The sequence below is a fragment of the Ruegeria sp. HKCCA0235A genome (assembly GCF_013033235.1).
Classification (GTDB): Bacteria; Pseudomonadota; Alphaproteobacteria; order Rhodobacterales; family Rhodobacteraceae; genus Ruegeria.
In genome coordinates this window covers 182,017-200,544 of sequence record NZ_WQDQ01000006.1, presented here as the reverse complement: position 1 = coordinate 200,544, position 18,528 = coordinate 182,017, and the positions used below count along the sequence as shown (strand labels likewise).

The window sequence follows — 18,528 nt, the reverse complement described above, 5'->3', positions numbered from 1 at the left end:
TCTCATGAGTGCGAAGATCAGACTGTATGTAGAGCAGCCCTTGGGTCAGGGGCAATCGGTTCCTTTGACGCGCGACCAGGCGCACTACCTCTTTGGTGTCATGCGACTTGCAGTCAAAGGGCAGGTCGCCCTGTTCAACGGGCGGGACGGAGAGTGGTTGGCCGAAGTCTCCGAGGCGGGAAAACGCGGCGGGAAGCTGACCTGTATCGAACAGACGAAACCGTTGCAGTTGCCACCCGATATGTGGTTCCTGTTCGCACCCATAAAAAAGGCCCGCACCGATTTCATCGTGGAAAAAGCCGCCGAAATGGGCGCGGCGCGTATCCTGCCGGTGCAGACCGAGTTCACCAATTCCGAACGCATTCGTCAGGACCGCCTGCAGGCCCATGCGGTCGAGGCGGCCGAGCAGTGCGGCGGAACCTACGTGCCCGAGGTTGCCGATTTGCAGCGGTTGGATCGGCTGCTGGATGCATGGCCCGAAGATCGGCAACTGATGTTCTGCAACGAAGCCGAGGTTGGATCGGCCCTGCGACTGGCCGCCAATGAGAAAGGACGGCCCTGGGCGATTCTCATCGGCCCGGAAGGCGGGTTTTCGGACCAGGAACGCGCGCGTCTGACAGGGTTGCCATTCGCGCATGTGGTCAGCCTTGGCCCTCGTATCCTGCGGGCCGACACGGCAGCGGTGGCTGCATTGACCATGTGGCAGCAGGCGCTGGGGGATTGGGGTTAGGTTGGAACAATGAAAGCGCAATATCGGGATTGGCTTATTGCCGAGGGCTATGCAGAAAACACCTGTGTCGCTCAAATTCACCGGGTCCAAAAAGTCGAAACGCATTATGGCTCATTGGACGAAGCCTTTGGCCTTGGGAAACTGGAAGACGTTCTGGCAAGTCTGAACTACTCGACTTCGGACGAGCGCAGCGACAAAGAGAACCCCTCACGGATTCCGATCAATGGAAATCTGCGAAACGGGTTGCAATCCTACAAGAACGCAGTTCAGCGCTACGCACGGTTCTTGCGTGAAATCCAAGCTGGAAGCAGTTTGACAGCCGCGAACGAAAGACTTGAAACTACAGGACAGACGAAGCCTGAAAGGCAGCGGTTTTCGCTTGAGCGAGATATGCAAACCGCAATTCGGCAAAATATCTCTTTGTTGGATGCCGGATTCGAAATCGTGGATGACGGTGCTGAACGGGCAGTGACCTCGGGCTTTATCGATATTCTGTGCCGCGGCGCGGATGGCAGCCTGGTCGTTGTGGAGTTGAAAGCCGGCAAAACCGATTCGAAGGTTGTCGCCCAGATATTGGGGTACATGGGTGATTTGGTCGACGAAGGCGAAGAAGCCGTCAGAGGGATTATCGTCGCTCATGAGTTTGACCGGCGCACGATCTCGGCCTCAAAGGCAGTCCCCAACCTAACGTTGGTTCGTTACTCGGTTTCGTTTGCGTTCGAGGCTTTGTCATGAGTTTCATCCGACCCGAGGCCAAACTCGCCCTGTGGCGCTGGCGCGAAGTGCTGGTAGCCGGGTTTGTCCTGATCCTCGGTCTCAGCTGGATCAACGGGCCCGGTGGTCTGTTGGGGTGGATCGGCTGGCTGCTTGTCGCTGTCGCAATCGTCCTGGCGGTGATCGGGGTGCAGCGCGCGCGGTTCAGAACCGGCACTGGCGGACAGGGTGTCGTGACAGTCGATGAAGGTCAGATCACCTATTTCGGCCCACTGGATGGCGGCATCATCGCCACGCGCGAGATTGAGCGGCTGGCGCTCGATCCGACCTCGACGCCGGCGCATTGGGTGTTGGAACAACCGGGTCAGGCGGTGCTTCACATTCCTGTGAATGCGGAAGGGGCCGAGGCGCTGTTCGATGTCTTCTCGGCGCTTCCGGGCCTGAAAACCGAGCATATGCTGGCCGAACTGAACGGTGGATCGGCCCATCCGGTCGTGATTTGGGAGCGTACGCCCTCGCGCCCTCCACACCTTCGGCTGCATTGACACCGGCGCGGTTTGCCCCCACGACTGGCCAAAAGACAGACACATCAGGATCGGAGCACGGGTCTCATGTCCATCCCCCAGTCCGGCGGCGGACCAATCGAACGCCACGAGCAATTGGCCGAATATCTGGAGTCGGGCTGCAAGCCCAAGGCAGACTGGCGCATCGGCACCGAGCATGAGAAATTCGGCTACTGCAAGGACACGCTGAAACCGTTGCCCTTCGAGGGCACCCGTTCGATTGTGGCCGTGCTGGAAGGTCTGCGGGATCGGCACGGTTGGGCCGAAGTCCGTGAAGCGGGTCATCTGATCGGTCTGGAAAAGGACGGCGCCAATGTCAGCCTGGAGCCGGGCGGCGCGCTGGAGCTGTCGGGTGCTCCGCTCGAGACCATCCACGAAACTTGCGATGAGGTGAACACCCACCTGCGCGAGGTGAAAGACATCGCAGATGAGATCGGCGTGGGTTTCATCGGTCTGGGCGCGGCACCGACCTGGACACATGAGGAAATGCCGTTGATGCCCAAGGGGCGGTATCGGCTGATGAACGATTACATGGAAAAGGTCGGCACCATGGGCCGCGCCATGATGCGGCGGACCTGCACGGTTCAGGTCAACATTGATTTCGGGTCCGAGGCCGACATGGTGCAGAAACTGCGCGTGGCGCTGGCCTTGCAGCCGGTGGCAACGGCGTTGTTTGCGAACTCGCCCTTTTTCGAAGGCAAGGTAAATGGCCAGAAAAGCTGGCGCAGTTACATCTGGCGGCATCTGGACGATGCGCGTACGGGCATGCTGCCTTTCGTGTTCGAAGACGGCTTCGGGTTCGAACGTTACGTGCAATACGCGCTCGATGTTCCGATGTATTTCGTCTATCGCGACGGCCAGTACATCAATGCGCTGGGCATGTCTTTCCGCGACTTCCTGAAAGGCGAACTGCCCGCCTTGCCGGGGGAAACGCCCACGCTCAGCGATTGGGCCGACCACCTGACCACCGCCTTCCCAGAAGCACGGATCAAGAAATTCATGGAAATGCGCGGGGCCGATGGTGGACCATGGCGGCGCCTGTGTGCCTTGCCCGCCTTCTGGGTTGGCCTGACTTACGATCAGACGGCCCTGGACGCGGCCTGGGATCTGGTCAAAGGCTGGGACACCGAGACCCGCGAGGCGCTGCGTGTCGCGGCTGCCAAAGACGGTCTGCAAGCGAAGGTCGGCACCATCAACATGCACGATCTGGCGCGTGAGGTTGTGGCGATCTCCGAGGCCGGCCTGAAAGCCCGCGCCTATCCCGGTGCCGGTGGCCTGGTGCCGGACGAGACCCATTTCCTCAACGCGCTCAAGGACAGCATCCAAAGCGGGAAAGTGCCTGCGGATGAGTTGCTGGAACACTACAACGGCGACTGGAACGGTGATCTGACCCGGATTTTCCCCGAATACAGCTATTGATCCGCCCGGTCCCGCTTGCATTCGCGGGGCTGGCCCGATAGCAGGTTGGCGACCAAATTCAGAGGGCGTCATGGACGATCTTAAGGCAAAATATCTGGGCCAAATCGCCGAGGCAGGCGACGAGAACGCGCTTGAGGCGATCCGTGTCGCCGCCGTGGGTAAAAAAGGCGAGGTCGCGCTGAAGATGCGCGAGTTGGGTAAAATGACGCCCGAGGAACGCCAGGTGGCAGGCCCTGCGCTGAATGCCCTGAAGGATGAGATCAACGCGGCCCTGTCCGCCAAAAAGGCCGCTTTGGCCGACGCCGCGCTGGATGAACGTCTGCGCACCGAATGGCTGGACGTCACCCTGCCGACCCGCGCGCGCCGTCAGGGCTCGATCCACCCGATCAGCCAGGCGACCGAGGAACTGACCGCGATCTTTGCCGAACTGGGCTTCTCGGTGGCCGAAGGGCCGCGGATCGAGGATGACTGGTATAACTTTGACGCCCTGAACATCCCCGGCCACCACCCCGCGCGGGCCGAGATGGACACGTTCTATATGCACCGCGCCGAGGGCGATAACCGTCCGCCGCATGTGCTGCGCACCCATACGTCTCCGGTGCAGATCCGCTCGATGGAGAAACAAGGCGCGCCGATCCGCGTTATCTGTCCGGGCGGTGTGTACCGCGCCGACTATGACCAGACCCATACGCCGATGTTCCATCAGGTCGAAGGGCTGGCCATCGACAAGGACATCTCGATGGCGAACCTGAAATGGGTTTTGGAAGAGTTCGTGAAAGCGTTCTTTGAGGTCGACGATGTCGAACTGCGCTTCCGCGCGTCGCACTTCCCCTTCACCGAGCCGTCGGCCGAGGTTGACATCCGCTGTTCCTGGGATAACGGTCAGTTGAAAATCGGCGAGGGCGACGACTGGATGGAGATTCTGGGCTCGGGCATGGTCCACCCCAAGGTGATCGCCGCCGGTGGCATCGACCCGGAGGTCTATCAAGGCTTTGCCTTCGGCATCGGCATCGACCGTCTGGCGATGCTGAAATACGGTATCCCTGATCTGCGGGCTTTCTTTGATTCCGACCTGCGCTGGCTGCGCCACTACGGGTTCGCGGCACTGGATATGCCGAACCTGCATGGTGGTTTGTCTCGGTGAATAGTGCAGAAGTAATCACGGCATGCGAAAATGTGTGTCGTGATTTCAACTGGCTTGGGTCGTTTTCCGATTGGGGGCCAGCTCTAATGGCTTCAGCCACAGCGTTGCTTATCGCTTTCAGAGCTTATCCACGGCAAAAGGAAGAAGATCGAAAACTGCAAATCGGGTTGGAGCAGCGTAGAGCTTACGAAACTCTGGTGAAACAGTTTACCGAAACGAAACTGGCGTTTGTCGACATGAAGTTCGAAGATTTAGCTTCCTTAAGAGGCCATTTGTCAGAAACCATCAAAGCTCGCCGCAAATTGCAGGTGCAAATTAACGCGGCAACTGTCCTTATGCATGCTGAAATCCTACCGTTTGTGCGTGAGTGTTACCAGTCGACTTCAGACATACTCAAAAAAATCGCTGAGGAGCTTGTAAGCATTGCTCAAGAGGCGGGCCCCGGTGGCAAAATAGAAAAGAAAGATCTAAGCGACCGTTGCAAGTTAGTAGTAGATGACGCTGTAGTTGAATTCGATAAGGCAATAGAAAAGCTAGTGAACGAAATCCGAGTGAGAGCTTACAGTCTGGATATGCTCAAGTTAGAGTGACGCACCTAGCTTGCTCTAGCTGTGCGGATTAAATGCCGAAAGGCCGCCGCGCCATCGCCAGACCGCACGCACGGGCTGGCGATTTGTCTCCGTTAGCCGCACGCTCGAACAGAGCTCTGATTTGGTCATTATAGATTGCCCGATACGCCCTGAGGATCGCCACTCCGCGGTCTGGCGATGGCGTGGCTTGTCACAATGTCCCACGGGGTTGTGACGTGACACTGGCCTAAGGCCGAGTAGGCTCCGGCTTATGATCTATCGACTGCTCTGCCTTCTTCTGCTGACCGCAACCCAAGCCGCCGCCGTGGACACGTGCCACGGCGATACCGCCTGTCAGGTCGGTGACCGCTCATACCATGTGCTGGAACCGGATGAATGGGACGGCGAAACGCCTCTGCCCGTATTGCTACATTTCCACGGCTGGGCGCGGCAGGGGACTGTTGTCGTCAACCATGAACGCATCGCAGGCGCGACCAAGCTGCGGGGCGTGCTGCTGGTGGCCCCGAACGGGCTGGGCAAAAGCTGGGATTTTTGGACCTCGGACACGGGCGATGTGCCCTTTGCCGATGCGGTGCTGGAGGATGTCGCCAAGCGCTATCCGATTGATCCGAAACGCATCTATGTCTCGGGCTATTCCTATGGTGGCGCGATGGCTTGGCGCTATGTGTGCCAGTCGGGCAATGACATCGCCGCCCTGCTGGCCGTTGCGGGCAGCATCCGCCAAACCGAAGCCTGCCCCGAAGCCCCGCGCGAGGTGCGCCATGTGCATGGGCTGGACGATACGGTGATGGATTTTCCCTTTGGACCGGGCGGCGATACCACCTATCCGGTGGCGCTGTGGCGAAAGAAATACAACTGCAACGGTGCCACCCCGCGCGCGGATTGGAGCGTGAGACCGTTCCTGACGCTCAGCCGGGTGGAATGGACCGATTGTGCGCAGGGGCAGGTGGTGCTGGACACCCATCCGGGCGGGCATTTCATCCCGCATGGCTGGATCGGGCGGCAATTGGACGAGCTTTTGGGCCGCACCCCCACCTATCCGTGACCCGCAGCGCTTGCACCTTGGCGCATTCTTTGTCATTGCCTGTGCCGACTGGATATCTGCCAAAAAAGGCCCCGAGCAATGAAATTCACTCTGTCCTGGCTGAAAGACCACCTCGACACCGATGCGTCGGTTGATGAGATCACTGAGGCGCTGACCGACCTTGGCCTTGAGGTCGAAGAGGTCATCAACCCGGCTGACAAGCTCAAGGACTTTACGCTGGGCTATGTGAAACACGCGGAAAAACACCCTGACGCCGACAAGCTGCGTGTCTGCAAGGTGGACACGGATGAAGGCGAGTTGCAGATCATCTGCGGCGCGCCCAACGCCCGCGAAGGGATTACTGTCGTCGTCTGCAAGCCGGGCATGTATATCCCCGGTCTGGACCTGACGATCAGCGTCGGCAAGATCCGCGGCGTCGAAAGCTTTGGCATGATGGCGTCCGAGCGCGAGCTGGAATTGTCGGACGAACATGACGGCATCATCGAATTGCCCTCGGGCGAGGTCGGTGACAGGTTCGTTGATTGGCTTGCCGAGAATGACCCGTCGAAAGTCGATCCCGTGATCGAGATCGCGATCACTCCGAACCGGCCCGATGCGCTGGGCGTGGAAGGCATCGCGCGTGATCTGGCGGCGCGTGGGATCGGCACTCTGAAACAGCGCGACTACGTGCCGGTGCCCGGTGATTTCGAAAGCCCGATCAAAGTATCGATTGACGAGGATACGCTGGATGGCTGCCCGCATTTCACGGGCCGCCTTATCAAGGGCGTCAAGAACGGCCCCAGCCCGCAGTGGTTGCAGGATCAGTTGAAGGCGATCGGGCTGCGTCCGATTTCGGCGCTGGTGGATATCACCAACTATATGACCTTTGACCATAACCGCCCGCTGCATGTGTTTGACGCGGACAAGGTGCAGGGCAACCTTCGCGTTCATCGCGCCAAAGGCGGTGAAACCCTGGTGGCGCTGGACGAGAAGGAATACACTCTTCAGCCCGGCATGATGGTCATTTCAGATGACAAAGGCCCGGAATCCATCGCAGGCATCATGGGCGGTCAGGAAACCGGCTGCACCGAGGATACTGTGAATGTGTTCCTGGAAAGCGCGTTTTGGGATCATGTGCAGATCGCGCTGACGGGTCGGGCGCTGAAAATCAATTCAGACGCGCGGTACCGGTTCGAACGCGGCGTGGACCCTGAATACACGCTGGAAGGGCTCGAGCACGCAACCCAGTTGATTCTGGACATCTGCGGCGGCGAAGCGTCCAAAGTGGTCGAGGCGGGCAAAGCGCCGAACCACGCGCGTGCGTACAAGCTGGATGCCGAACGGGTGCAGTCTCTGGTCGGGATGGACATTCCCGAAAGCGAGCAGCGTCAGACGCTGACCCGTCTGGGTTTCCGTCTGGAGGGCGAAATGGCCCACGTGCCAAGCTGGCGCCCCGATATCATGGGTGAGGCCGATCTGGTGGAAGAGGTCGCACGGATCGCCTCGTTGACCAAGTTGCAGGGCAAGCCCTTGCCGCGTGTCACCGATGGTATTCCCAAGCCGGTGATGACACCGACTCAGCGCCGCCAGTCCATGGCGCGCCGCACCTGCGCCGCGCTGGGTTACAACGAATGCGTCACCTATACGTTCATCGATCAGGCTTCGGCTGCTTTGTTCGGTGGCGGGGATGACGCGACCATGCTTGAAAATCCGATCTCGTCCGAGATGAGCCACATGCGCCCGGATCTGCTGCCCGGATTGTTGCAGGCCGCGGCGCGCAATCAGGCACGCGGATATGCCGACGTCGCCCTGTTCGAAGTTGGCCCTGTTTTCCACGATGGCGAACCCGGCGACCAGAAAACCCAGATCGCCGGCCTGCTGGTTGGCCGCAACGGCCCCAAGGATGTGCACGGGGCCTCGCGCCCGGTGGATGTCTTTGATGCCAAGGCGGATGCCGAGGCCGTTCTTGCGGCGATCGGAGCACCGGCCAAGGTACAGATTCTGCGCGACGGCGATGCCTGGTGGCATCCGGGTCGTCACGGCAAGATCTGCCTGGGTCCCAAAAAGGTGCTGGGTGTTTTTGGTGAGCTGCACCCGCGCGTGTTGCAGGCGATGGATATCAAGGGTCCGGCAATGGCCTTTTCGATCTGGCCCGACGAGGTTCCCTCGCCCCGCAAGTCCGGTGCCACACGTGCCGCATTGGAATTGCGTGACTTGCAAGCGGTCGAACGTGACTTTGCCTTTGTCGTTGATGAAAACGTCGAGGCGCTGACATTGGTGAACGCGGCGGCAGGTGCCGACAAGGCGCTGATCGAAGATGTGCGTGTCTTTGACGAATTCATCGGTGGCAGCCTGGGTGAAGGTAAAAAATCGTTGGCCATAACGGTACGTTTGCAGCCGAAAGAGCAGACGCTGAAGGAAAAGGACATCGAAGCGGTGGCCGAAAAGATCATCACCAAGGTCACCAAGGCAACCGGCGGCGTTCTGCGGGGTTGATGCCGCGCAGGTTCCGGAGGCGCATTATTGAAAATATGAAGGGGCGGCGCGCCCTTTTCGTTCTTGCGGAGGACTAAAGATGCTGAACGTGTACCTCTCTGGCGAAATCCACACCGATTGGCGCGAACAGATCATCGACGGCGCGCAGGGGTTGGACATCACATTCAACAGCCCGGTGACGGACCACGCGGCCAGCGACGATTGCGGCGTTGCCATTCTGGGGGAAGAGCCGAACAAATACTGGCATGACCACAAGGGTGCGATGGTCAACGCGATCCGGACCCGCAAGGGCATTTCGGATGCTGACGTTGTGGTTGTACGGTTTGGCGACAAGTACAAACAGTGGAACGCGGCTTTTGATGCGGGCTATGCCGCAGCGCTGGGCAAATCCATCATCGTGCTGCACGGCCCCGAGCATCAGCACGCGTTGAAAGAAGTGGATGCAGCCGCGCTGGCCGTGGCGGAAAAGCCCGCGCAGGTTGTCGAAATCCTGCGGTATGTGCTGACGGGTGCACTGCCGGGCTGAGTTTTTCAATGCGGGTGCCGGTTTCGGCACCCTGTCAATCGCGAAACAGATCAAGCGCGTGAGGGTATGGCCTTGCCGCGCTGCACCGCCGGGCGCTGCATGAAACGGTCGACATAGGCGACGACATTGGCGTAGTCGTCCCAGCCAACAACCTCTTTCGCGCTGTAGAAGTCCAGAGCATTCAACCAGGGAGCAAGAGCGATATCGGCGATGGAGTAATCGCCGGCGATCCAGTCTTTCCCTTCCAGTTGCGTGTTGACCACGTTCAAAAGGCGTTTGGCCTCGTTGACATAGCGTTCGCGCGGTCGGGGGTCTTCGATTTCGCTGCCCGCGAATTTGTAGAAGAAGCCAAGCTGGCCAAACATCGGCCCTACGCCCCCCATTTGGAACATCAGCCATTGTGTAATGCGATGCTTGTCTGCCGCGCTTTGTCCCAGCAACTTGCCTGATTTCTCGGCCAGATACAGCAGGATTGCCCCGCTTTCGAACAGGGCCAGCGGCTCACCGTCCGGCCCGTTGGGATCGATGATGGCTGGGATTTTGTTGTTTGGGTTCAGCGACAGAAACTCGGGGCTTTTGACATCCGCATCCGATAGCGTCACCAGATGGGGCTCATAGGGCAGGCTGGTTTCCTCCAGCATAATCGATGCCTTTACGCCGTTTGGAGTCGGATAGGAATACAGTTGAATCTTGTCCGGGGATTGCGCGGGCCAGCGCGCCATGATCGGATGAGGTTTGTTGTCCAGCATTGGGGGCTCCTGTTTGGCTGTCCCTGTAAAAGCTAGGGGCCACGCCTGATTTATATAAGCCCTTGGCGATGTGCATTTCCGGTCAGGCCGTGTTTTCTGGCGAACAAAGGGGAAATCCAACGAAACTCGCACCTAGACCGGAAGCCAAACTTGGCTCACAATCTGGTGACCCCCGCGATAACCTCGCGGGTTTCTTGCTGTTGAAAGGAGATGGGCGTGGATGAGGTCGTAACACAGGTGGGCGCATTTGCCCCGCTGATCATGAGTGCCGTCAAGGCGCTTGTCGTTCTGATCCTGGGCTGGATCGTGGCTGGTGCAATCGGGGGCATGGTTCGCCGCCGGATCAATTCGACGCCGCATATTGATCCGACGCTTGGGAACTTTATGGCAAGCCTGGTCAAATGGGCCATTCTCGCCATGGTTCTGGTCGCCGTTCTGGGCATCTTCGGAATTGAAGCCACCAGCATCGTCGCCATTCTGGGTGCCGCGTCCCTGGCTATCGGCCTGGCGCTTCAAGGCACGCTCAGCGATCTGGCGGCCGGTGTGATGCTGGTTGTCTTCCGGCCTTACAAGCTGGGTCAATTCGTTGATATCGGCGGCACGTCAGGCACCGTAAAGGACCTGAACCTGTTCACCACCGAGCTGGTGACGCCGGACAACGTGCAGATCATTGTTCCGAACGGTCAGGCATGGGGCTCGATCATCACGAACTACTCTGCCCATGACACGCGTCGTGTCGATCTGGTATTCGGAATCGACTATGGTGACAGCGCGGACAAAGCCATGCAGATCATTCTGGATGTGGCCAAAGCGGACAGTCGCATTCACAGCGACCCGGAACCCTGGGTTCGGGTTACGAACCTGGGTGACAGCTCGGTGGATCTGACGGCACGGCTGTGGTGCTCGGCGCCAGACTATTGGGATGTCAAATTCGAGCTGACGAAAACGATCAAGGAAGCCTTTGACGACAAGGGTATTTCGATCCCTTACCCTCATTCGGTGGAAATCCAGAAACAGGGGTGACGGCTCCCGCCCGTCGATCGGGCATTCGAAAATGCCCTCCTCCCGTTAGGCCGGGTACCGCGCAAGGGCGCGGTGCCCTTTTCTTTGTTCAAACCATCGCTTTGGGTCCGACCGCGCCACGCCTGTGGCGTGGCGCTATGCCCAACGCTGGAAATCGCTTTTCAAAAGCGATTTCAGGAGCGGGAGTGGTTACGACTTGACGATTACGTTGGGCGAGACGACGTCAATACCAAGGGCCTTGCCGACCGCATAGTAGGTCAGCTTGCCAGCGTGGACGTTCAGACCTTCCAGCAGATGCGGATCGTCCTGACACGCCTGTTTCCAGCCTTTGTCCGCCAGAGACAGCATGAACGGCATTGTTGCGTTGCCCAGGGCGATGGTCGAGGTGCGCGCCACTGCGCCCGGCATGTTGGCAACGCAGTAATGCATGATGCCGTCGACGTCGTAGATCGGGTCGGCATGGGTGGTGGCTTTCGACGTCTCGAAGCACCCGCCCTGATCGATGGCAACATCGACAAGTACGGCACCGGGTTTCATCGTCGACAACTGGGCGCGCGAGACAAGTTTTGGGGCCGCAGCGCCGGGGATCAGAACGGCACCGATGACCATATCGGCATCCTGGATCAGCTCGGCCGTGGCACCCGCCGTCGAATACTGATTCTTGAAGGTTCCGCCAAAGACGTCGTCCAGATAGCGCAGCCGCGGCAAGGAGCGATCCAGAACGGTGACATCCGCGCCCATTCCGGCAGCGATCTTCGCCGCATGGGTCCCAACGACGCCGCCGCCAATTACGACCACTTTGGCAGGGCCGACACCGGGTACGCCACCCATCAGAACGCCGCGCCCGCCATTGGCCTTTTGCAGTGTCCACGACCCGACCTGAGGGGCCAGACGACCGGCGACTTCGGACATCGGTGCCAGCAGGGGCAGGCCGCCGTTCGCATCGGTCACAGTCTCATAGGCGATTGCGGTGCAACCCGATTCCAGCAGGTCATGCGTCTGGTCCGGGTCCGGGGCCAGGTGCAGATAGGTGAACAGCAACTGCCCTTCACGCAGCATCTTGCGTTCCACGGCCTGGGGTTCCTTGACCTTGACGATCATGTCGGCGGTAGCAAACACCTCTTCCGCAGTGTCAATGATACGCGCGCCAGCCGCGACATAGGCGTCGTTGTCAAATCCCGCGCCGATGCCTGCGCCGGATTCGATCAGAACTTCGTGGCCACGTGCGACTGCTTCCTGAGCAGCATTGGGCGTCATCCCGACGCGGAATTCCTGAGGTTTGATTTCCTTGGGGCAACCGATTTTCATGGGGTTCTCCGTACATAAACTGCTTAAATTATGTGCATTTCGCAGTGCAATTTCTGTGAAAGAAAACGTGTCAGTACATTTTTCTTTGGGAGAATATCGCGTAATATACAAAAACCTTGCAAAGGAATTGCATAAATGAGCTTAGATACGACTGATCGAAAGATTCTGGCGGCATTACAAAAAAACGGTAGGATGTCGAATTCGGAATTGTCTGAACAGGTCAACTTGTCTCCGTCGGCTTGCCACCGGCGTGTTCAGCGGCTGGAGGTTGAAGGCTACATTCGCAACTACGTGGCCCTGCTGGATGCGCGGAAGATGAACGTGCCGACAACGGTCTTTGTCGAGATCACGCTACAGGGTCAGGCCGAAGAGGTTCTGGATGCGTTTGAAAAGGCGGTGGCCCGGATACCGGATGTGCTGGAATGCCATCTGATGGCCGGTACGGCGGATTACATTCTGAAAGTTGTGGCGGAAAACACCGAAGATTTCGCCCGCATCCATCGGCAATACCTGTCGCGCCTGCCCGGGGTGGCGCAAATGCAAAGCTCGTTTGCCTTGCGTACCGTGTTCAAGACCACTGCCTTACCCGTCTAATTGTCATAAAGGCCCGGGATAGGTGAACAGAAAAAGGTGGGTCAGGTTGAACCCGAAATGCACCATCACAGGCACCCACAGGCGTCTGGTTGCATAGTATCCCAATCCGCAGGCCAGCCCGAGAATAGAAGCAAAAACCACCAGCGCCGGACCCCCGGCGACATGGGCCAGCCCGAACAGCAGACTGGCTGCTATTACACCGCCAACAGCCCCAAAACGTGACGAGATGGCCGATTGCAGATAGCCACGAAAGAAGGCTTCTTCCGTCAGGCAGGTCAGAAACAGGTTGGACAGGGCAAATACCAGCCACCAGGGCGGGATCGCAAATTCCGGGCGCACCGCGCCGAAGGAAAGCCCCAACAGAAACAGCCCCGGCAGGAGCAGCAACCCTGCCAGCAAGGCCGTGCGTTTGATCTGCGTTTTGCCGCGCAGCATCCCGGGCCAGGCCAGAAGTACGGCAAAGAAGACCATCGGTTTGTCCAGGTTCAGATGCAGGGTGAAACTGGCGCTTCCCGTACCCGCCTGTACCTGATCCAGAATTTTCACATTTTCGAACCCCGGCAGCAGATGTGCACCCATCACCAGACACCACAGGATCAACAACAAGTGTCCGGCGACAGCAGGCCATCCTTTCAGATGGGGCAGCAATGAAGCTCCGACCAGACCAATGGCCACCGCGGCGATCGCCATGGGTGACATCAATCCTGTCACCGAGGCAATGCTTATGAACAAAACCAGCAGCGACAAGCCGATGCCTGTCCGCCGGGTCAGCACCATCAATTGCGCTGATATCAGAACAAGCCAGGGCCAGATCGCGGGCATCACGGAAAGAAGGAATGTCACAATCGCCTCGTCTTTGTCATGCGCACCGTGATGCCGCACCAAAACGAGGCAATGCAAGCATCCGTGGCCAAGCGCCGTGCATTGCGTCAATTCAGACGCTTGTATCCCCCGGGCCAGATGTACAAATTCAGGGGAAAGACCGTATACCCGCGCTGGACCTGATTTGCAGGCACGACAACAGCCGCAGGACTCGTGACCCTAGCGTCAATTTATCTGGTGGCATCAGGTTGTTACACGGGCCCGATATGGTCCGAACCCGAAGACCGAGAAGGAGCTGACCTTGGACAACGAAAACACTGGCGCCCCCAAAGACTGGCTGGAAGCCGAGCTGGAGGACACGCTGGACGAAGATTTCGAGATAGAATTCAGTGAGCCGATGCTGTCGATGGAAGTCCGGAAAATCTATCGGGAACAGCATCCGGACATGTTGGATCGCAAGGTTTACTTCCGCAACCTGCTGCGCCTGCAAGCCGAACTGATCAAGGTTCAGGACTGGGTACAGCATACCGGAGCCAAGGTCTGTATCCTGTTTGAAGGCCGTGACAGTGCCGGTAAAGGGGGCGTGATCAAGCGGATCACCCAGCGTCTGAACCCGCGCGTCGCGCGCGTGGTGGCGTTGCCGGCACCCAGCCGCCGAGAGCAAAGCCAGTGGTATTTCCAGCGCTACGTACCGCACCTGCCGGCAGCGGGTGAAATCGTTCTGTTCGACCGCTCCTGGTACAACCGGGCCGGCGTCGAGCGGGTGATGGGTTTTGCGTCCGAGGACCAGGTTGAACAATTCTTTCAGGACGTTCCTGAGTTCGAGCGGATGCTGGTGCGGTCAGGGATCATTCTGCTGAAATACTGGTTCTCGATCACGGACGAGGAACAGCAGTTGCGATTCCTCATGCGTATTCACGATCCGATGAAGCAATGGAAGCTGTCACCGATGGATCTTGAATCCCGCATCCGCTGGGAATCCTACACAAAGGCCAAAGAGGATATGCTTTTCCGAACGAATATCCCCGAGGCCCCGTGGTACATCGTCGAAGGCAATGACAAAAAACGCGAAAGGCTAAACTGTATCGAGCATCTTTTGACAAAAATCCCTTACGAGGACGTGCCTCAGGAAAAGGTCAATCTGCCCGATCGCAAGTACAACCCGGAATACGAACGCCGCGTTTTGCCGGATGAGCTTTACGTACCAAAGATCTATTGAAGCAAAATCAGGCTCTGAGCCGGAATATGCGAGGCCGACACGGCCGGCCTCGCACAGGGTCAAATGATCAGGCTGCATCCATCATGCAGTTAAAGTGGAAGAAGTTGACCATTGTGATGTCACAGTCATCGACGTCGGCTGTTTCGGTGCCCGCAGGCTCGGATTCCGTTTCCGGCGTGACGTCGACGGTCGGCATCATGTCGATATCATCGGTGTCTGCCACGTCCGTGTCGCCGTTCATATCGTCACCCCAGTTGAACTCGTCAAACTGCGCTTGCAGGTTTTCGAGGAAACTGGCGATTTCATCCAGGAAGGCCTGAACGTCAAAGCAGAACGTCTCGGCCTCACCTCCGTCAACCACGTCCACGTCCGGCGTTTCGGGTTCCGGTTCCTCGGTCTCGGTGACGTCGGTATCGGGCGTTTCGGGTTCCGGCTCTTCGGTTTCGGTGACGTCGGTGTCGGGTGTTTCGGGTTCCGGCTCTTCGGTTTCGGTGACGTCGGTGTCAGGTGTTTCGGGTTCTGGTTCTTCGGTCTCGGTGACGTCGGTATCGGGTGCTTCGGGCTCCGGCTCTTCGGTCTCGGTGACGTCGGTGTCAGGTGTTTCGGGTTTCGGTTCTTCGGTTTCGGTGACGTCGGTATCGGGCGTTTCGGGTTCCGGTTCCTCGGTCTCGGTGACGTCAGTATCGGGTGTTTCGGGCTCCGGCTCTTCCGGAACGGCAACTTCGTCCGGCGTGGTTGGCGGAACGGGCGGTGTGTTCGTATTGCCGTTGTCCAGCATGACTGCCGCGTCGGTTGCGGCAAAGTTCTGGGTGACCATCACCGCATCAAAACCCTGCATATCGCCGGTTTCGATCCCGATCCCGATATATTTGAAATCCGGGTTCAGAATATTGGCGCGGTGGCCCGGGCTGTTCATCAGGTTCTGGTGCAACTGAGCCACGTCATCGCTGATGCCGGGCTGCCCGCGTTCGGACTGCCATGCGATGTTTTCGCCGGTCCGCCAGTTGCCCTCAAGATCGAACCCGGCGTTTTGCATCCGCTGGGTCGCACTGGAACCGCCCGAGCCGGTGTGGCTGAACGTGTCTGTATCCAGCATCCAGGTGCTGTGATCTTCGGATGAATCGTTCAGCTGCGTCTCAAGCTGAAGCGGGTTGAGCCCGCGGGATGTGCGTTCCTGGTTGATCAGCTCCAGCATCTCGCGTTCGAATGTACTTGCAGTCGACATTTTTGCCTCCGTTTGTGTTTGTGCCCTTCCGGACGGGCTCACTTAGAGGTCGGGATATCGACGGTGGTAGAGGGTGTTTCACTTCAGGCGAGTTTTGGCGACGCGATGCTACCGATGCGGGATTCGCTGCGCTGCAAAATGCCGGGCAAAATGTTGCTGGTGAGGAAATGGCGGCTTGTCGCACAGCCGGTACCACGAGTCGGCGGATTGAAACCGATCGCCGAAACGACAAACCCCCGGGCGATGCCTCGGGGGTCGTCAAATAGTGTCATCCAAAGCTGGACGAGACCAAAGGTCTTAGAGCAAACCTTCGCGCTGTGCTTTCTTACGTGCCAGTTTACGGGCACGACGGATCGCTTCAGCCTTCTCGCGCGCTTTTTTCTCGGACGGTTTCTCGAAATGTTGCTTCAGCTTCATTTCACGGAACACGCCTTCGCGCTGCAGCTTTTTCTTCAGGGCACGAAGCGCCTGATCGACGTTGTTGTCGCGAACACTAACCTGCATGTGGTTGTCACCACCTTTCTAGATAGAGTTGCAAGGAAATTGCAGGAGTTGGCCGTATAGCAAAGCCGCTCTAACTTGTCTAGTACTGGGTCCGACAACCGGAGAACCGCCATGACGACCACATATGAAGATGCAAAACAGCAGCTTTTGGATGCGATGCTGATCCATGTTCCCTTCGATGGGTGGTCGGAATCCAGTTTCCGCGCCTCCATTTCCGACTGTGGTCTGGATGACGGTCTGGCGCGCGCGATTTGTCCGCGCGGCGCGGTGGATTTGGCGCTGGCCTACCACGCGCGCGGGGATCAGGCGATGCTGGACCGCATCAGGTCCGAGGACCTGAGCGAACTGAAATTCCGCGACAGGATTGCCGCAGCGGTTCGGTTCCGGTTGCAGGCCGTCGAGGACAAAGAACTGGTGCGCCGGGGCATGACGCTGTTTTCCCTGCCAACCCATGCGGCCGACGGTGCCAAGGCGGTTTGGCAGACCTGCGATCTGATCTGGGATGCGCTGGGCGACAGCTCGGATGATGTGAACTGGTACACGAAGCGGGCCACTTTGTCTGGTGTCTATTCCTCGACCCTGCTGTTCTGGCTGGGTGATGACAGCCCGGATCATCAGAACACGTGGGAGTTTCTGGATCGCCGGATCGCAAATGTCATGGAGTTTGAAAAGCTCAAGGCGCAGTTGCGCGACAACCCGGTGTTGAAACCGTTTCTGGCGGTTCCGAACTGGCTGGCGGGTCAGGTGAAGGCTCCGGTCAAAATGCGGGCCGATCTTCCGGGAATGCTGAACCCCCGAAAGTAGCGCGTCTTGATGCTGGGCCTTGGCCCTGATGCCTGCTAGGCATTGGGCAAAGGAGGTGCCTATGACCCAGATGATGCGCGCTGTTGAGATCACCGAACCGGGTGGTCCCGATGTTTTGCAACTGACCGAGCGACCGATTCCTGAACCGGGTGCGGGGCAGGTCGTTCTGAAAGTGGCCTATGCCGGGGTGAACCGGCCGGACGCGTTGCAGCGTGCGGGCGCTTACGATCCGCCGCCCGGTGCCAGCGACCTGCCGGGGCTTGAGGCTTCGGGCGAAGTGGTCTCGGTCGGGGCCGGGGTCGAAGGACTGTCCGTTGGGGATCAGGTCTGCGCGTTGCTGCCGGGCGGCGGCTATGCCGAATATGTCGCCACCCCTGCGGCCCATTGCCTACCGGTTCCTGCCGGCATGGGAATGAAAGAGGCGGCCTGCCTGCCCGAGACCTTTTTCACCGTGTGGTCCAATGTATTTACGCGGGGCGGGCTGAAGGCCGGTGAACGATTTCTGGTCCATGGCGGCTCGAGCGGGATTGGCACGACGGCCATCCAGTTGGCCAATGCCTTTGGCGCCCGCGTTTTTGCCACCGCAGGGTCGGATGAAAAATGTCAGGCTTGCGTCAAGCTGGGTGCGGAAAGGGCGATCAACTACCGCGATGAGGATTTTGTGGCCGTCATACGGGCCGAAGGCGGGGCAAACCTGATCCTCGACATGGTCGGAGGCGACTATATCCCGCGCAACGTCAAAGCTTTGGCCGAGGATGGGCGGCTGGTCCAGATCGCCTTCCTGCAAGGCCCGGTGGTCGAGCTGAACTTTGCCCTGATGATGGTCAAGCGCCTGACCCTGACCGGCAGCACCCTGCGCCCGCAAAGCGATCTGGCCAAGGCCCGGATTGCGCAGGACCTGCGCGAAGCTGTCTGGCCTCTGCTTGAGGCAGGCAAGGTTGCGCCTGTCATGGACAGCGAATTTGATCTGGCCGAGGCTGCGGCCGCCCATGCACGCATGGAAAGCTCGGGCCATATTGGCAAGATCGTCCTGAACGTGGCGGGCTGAACTCCGCGCGCGCGGGGCAGACCCGC

Annotated in this window: 19 protein-coding genes; 14 read left to right on the top strand and 5 right to left on the bottom strand. The window is 58.9% G+C overall.

What is annotated here, in order from left to right:
• The first annotated feature begins 4 nt into the window (after positions 1-4).
• The 9 genes from GOW56_RS12625 to GOW56_RS12585 all read left to right on the top strand — a co-directional run bounded on the left by GOW56_RS12625 (position 5) and on the right by GOW56_RS12585 (position 9,206).
• Positions 5-730 (top strand): 16S rRNA (uracil(1498)-N(3))-methyltransferase, encoded by a 726-nt coding sequence (locus GOW56_RS12625; RefSeq protein ID WP_171206105.1) that lies wholly within the window; start codon positions 5-7, stop codon positions 728-730.
• A 9-nt stretch (positions 731-739) separates the two neighbouring features.
• Positions 740-1,465 carry an endonuclease NucS domain-containing protein gene (locus tag GOW56_RS12620; protein ID WP_171206104.1) on the top strand — a complete coding sequence of 242 codons (726 nt, stop codon included), beginning with the start codon at positions 740-742 and terminating at the stop codon, positions 1,463-1,465.
• Positions 1,462-1,989: a hypothetical protein gene (locus tag GOW56_RS12615; protein ID WP_171206103.1), complete on the top strand. Its 528-nt coding sequence runs from the start codon at positions 1,462-1,464 to the stop codon at positions 1,987-1,989. Before GOW56_RS12620 ends, GOW56_RS12615 begins: the two co-directional genes overlap by 4 nt.
• A 66-nt stretch (positions 1,990-2,055) precedes the next feature.
• Positions 2,056-3,426 (top strand): glutamate--cysteine ligase, encoded by a 1,371-nt coding sequence (locus GOW56_RS12610; protein WP_171206102.1) that lies wholly within the window; start codon positions 2,056-2,058, stop codon positions 3,424-3,426.
• A 70-nt stretch (positions 3,427-3,496) separates the two neighbouring features.
• Positions 3,497-4,570 (top strand): phenylalanine--tRNA ligase subunit alpha, encoded by a 1,074-nt coding sequence (gene pheS, locus GOW56_RS12605; RefSeq protein ID WP_171206101.1) that lies wholly within the window; start codon positions 3,497-3,499, stop codon positions 4,568-4,570.
• Between the two features lie 86 nt (positions 4,571-4,656).
• Positions 4,657-5,160: a hypothetical protein gene (locus GOW56_RS12600; RefSeq protein ID WP_171206100.1), complete on the top strand. Its 504-nt coding sequence runs from the start codon at positions 4,657-4,659 to the stop codon at positions 5,158-5,160.
• 250 nt (positions 5,161-5,410) lie between these two features.
• Positions 5,411-6,205, top strand: a complete 795-nt coding sequence (locus GOW56_RS12595; RefSeq protein ID WP_171206099.1) for a PHB depolymerase family esterase — start codon at positions 5,411-5,413, stop codon at positions 6,203-6,205.
• Positions 6,206-6,283: 78 nt separating this feature from the next.
• Positions 6,284-8,680, top strand: coding sequence for a phenylalanine--tRNA ligase subunit beta (gene pheT, locus GOW56_RS12590; RefSeq protein ID WP_171206098.1), 2,397 nt, complete (start codon positions 6,284-6,286; stop codon positions 8,678-8,680).
• Positions 8,681-8,759: 79 nt separating this feature from the next.
• The gene (locus tag GOW56_RS12585) at positions 8,760-9,206 is read left to right on the top strand and encodes a YtoQ family protein (protein ID WP_171119768.1); all 447 of its coding nucleotides are present in this window, start codon (positions 8,760-8,762) and stop codon (positions 9,204-9,206) included.
• Positions 9,207-9,256: 50 nt separating this feature from the next.
• On the opposite strand, the gene GOW56_RS12580 is transcribed toward GOW56_RS12585, so the two are convergent.
• Positions 9,257-9,955 carry a glutathione S-transferase family protein gene (locus GOW56_RS12580; RefSeq protein WP_171206096.1) on the bottom strand — a complete coding sequence of 233 codons (699 nt, stop codon included), beginning with the start codon at positions 9,953-9,955 and terminating at the stop codon, positions 9,257-9,259.
• Positions 9,956-10,216: 261 nt separating this feature from the next.
• On the opposite strand from GOW56_RS12580, the gene GOW56_RS12575 reads away from it, so the two are divergent.
• Positions 10,217-10,978 carry a mechanosensitive ion channel family protein gene (locus GOW56_RS12575; protein WP_245218130.1) on the top strand — a complete coding sequence of 254 codons (762 nt, stop codon included), beginning with the start codon at positions 10,217-10,219 and terminating at the stop codon, positions 10,976-10,978.
• A 189-nt stretch (positions 10,979-11,167) separates the two neighbouring features.
• Here the strand turns inward: GOW56_RS12575 and ald are convergent, their stop codons facing one another.
• A complete protein-coding gene (gene ald, locus GOW56_RS12570) occupies positions 11,168-12,286 on the bottom strand; it encodes an alanine dehydrogenase (RefSeq protein WP_152456755.1) in 1,119 nt (372 codons plus the stop codon).
• Positions 12,287-12,421: 135 nt separating this feature from the next.
• Between ald and GOW56_RS12565 the strand changes: the two genes are divergently transcribed.
• Positions 12,422-12,880 (top strand): Lrp/AsnC family transcriptional regulator, encoded by a 459-nt coding sequence (locus GOW56_RS12565; protein WP_152456756.1) that lies wholly within the window; start codon positions 12,422-12,424, stop codon positions 12,878-12,880.
• A gap of 3 nt (positions 12,881-12,883) precedes the next feature.
• Here the strand turns inward: GOW56_RS12565 and GOW56_RS22100 are convergent, their stop codons facing one another.
• Entirely contained in the window at positions 12,884-13,723 is an 840-nt protein-coding gene (locus GOW56_RS22100; protein WP_217358820.1) for a CPBP family intramembrane glutamic endopeptidase, read from the bottom strand.
• Between the two features lie 280 nt (positions 13,724-14,003).
• Here GOW56_RS22100 and ppk2 point away from each other — a divergent pair, with 280 nt between their 5' ends.
• Entirely contained in the window at positions 14,004-14,921 is a 918-nt protein-coding gene (gene ppk2, locus GOW56_RS12555; RefSeq protein WP_371419726.1) for a polyphosphate kinase 2, read from the top strand.
• A gap of 67 nt (positions 14,922-14,988) precedes the next feature.
• On the opposite strand, the gene GOW56_RS12550 is transcribed toward ppk2, so the two are convergent.
• A complete protein-coding gene (locus tag GOW56_RS12550) occupies positions 14,989-16,146 on the bottom strand; it encodes a CAP domain-containing protein (RefSeq protein ID WP_254447217.1) in 1,158 nt (385 codons plus the stop codon).
• Between the two features lie 297 nt (positions 16,147-16,443).
• The gene (gene rpsU, locus GOW56_RS12540) at positions 16,444-16,650 is read right to left on the bottom strand and encodes a 30S ribosomal protein S21 (protein ID WP_005614280.1); all 207 of its coding nucleotides are present in this window, start codon (positions 16,648-16,650) and stop codon (positions 16,444-16,446) included.
• Positions 16,651-16,761: 111 nt separating this feature from the next.
• On the opposite strand from rpsU, the gene GOW56_RS12535 reads away from it, so the two are divergent.
• Entirely contained in the window at positions 16,762-17,454 is a 693-nt protein-coding gene (locus GOW56_RS12535) for a COQ9 family protein (RefSeq protein WP_171206094.1), read from the top strand.
• Between the two features lie 61 nt (positions 17,455-17,515).
• Positions 17,516-18,502, top strand: coding sequence for an NAD(P)H-quinone oxidoreductase (locus GOW56_RS12530; protein WP_171119761.1), 987 nt, complete (start codon positions 17,516-17,518; stop codon positions 18,500-18,502).
• Positions 18,503-18,528: the final 26 nt, after the last annotated feature.

Bases quoted from the DNA above. Each gene is read 5' to 3' on its own strand.
- GOW56_RS12625 (WP_171206105.1), top strand. From the start codon at position 5: ATGAGTGCGAAGATCAGACTGTATGTAGAGCAGCCCTTGGGTCAGGGG.
- GOW56_RS12620 (WP_171206104.1), top strand. From the start codon at position 740: ATGAAAGCGCAATATCGGGATTGGCTTATTGCCGAGGGCTATGCAGAA.
- GOW56_RS12615 (WP_171206103.1), top strand. From the start codon at position 1,462: ATGAGTTTCATCCGACCCGAGGCCAAACTCGCCCTGTGGCGCTGGCGC.
- GOW56_RS12610 (WP_171206102.1), top strand. From the start codon at position 2,056: ATGTCCATCCCCCAGTCCGGCGGCGGACCAATCGAACGCCACGAGCAA.
- pheS (WP_171206101.1), top strand. From the start codon at position 3,497: ATGGACGATCTTAAGGCAAAATATCTGGGCCAAATCGCCGAGGCAGGC.
- GOW56_RS12600 (WP_171206100.1), top strand. From the start codon at position 4,657: ATGGCTTCAGCCACAGCGTTGCTTATCGCTTTCAGAGCTTATCCACGG.
- GOW56_RS12595 (WP_171206099.1), top strand. From the start codon at position 5,411: ATGATCTATCGACTGCTCTGCCTTCTTCTGCTGACCGCAACCCAAGCC.
- pheT (WP_171206098.1), top strand. From the start codon at position 6,284: ATGAAATTCACTCTGTCCTGGCTGAAAGACCACCTCGACACCGATGCG.
- GOW56_RS12585 (WP_171119768.1), top strand. From the start codon at position 8,760: ATGCTGAACGTGTACCTCTCTGGCGAAATCCACACCGATTGGCGCGAA.
- GOW56_RS12580 (WP_171206096.1), bottom strand. From the start codon at position 9,955: ATGCTGGACAACAAACCTCATCCGATCATGGCGCGCTGGCCCGCGCAA.
- GOW56_RS12575 (WP_245218130.1), top strand. From the start codon at position 10,217: ATGAGTGCCGTCAAGGCGCTTGTCGTTCTGATCCTGGGCTGGATCGTG.
- ald (WP_152456755.1), bottom strand. From the start codon at position 12,286: ATGAAAATCGGTTGCCCCAAGGAAATCAAACCTCAGGAATTCCGCGTC.
- GOW56_RS12565 (WP_152456756.1), top strand. From the start codon at position 12,422: ATGAGCTTAGATACGACTGATCGAAAGATTCTGGCGGCATTACAAAAA.
- GOW56_RS12550 (WP_254447217.1), bottom strand. From the start codon at position 16,146: ATGTCGACTGCAAGTACATTCGAACGCGAGATGCTGGAGCTGATCAAC.
- rpsU (WP_005614280.1), bottom strand. From the start codon at position 16,650: ATGCAGGTTAGTGTTCGCGACAACAACGTCGATCAGGCGCTTCGTGCC.
- GOW56_RS12535 (WP_171206094.1), top strand. From the start codon at position 16,762: ATGACGACCACATATGAAGATGCAAAACAGCAGCTTTTGGATGCGATG.
- GOW56_RS12530 (WP_171119761.1), top strand. From the start codon at position 17,516: ATGACCCAGATGATGCGCGCTGTTGAGATCACCGAACCGGGTGGTCCC.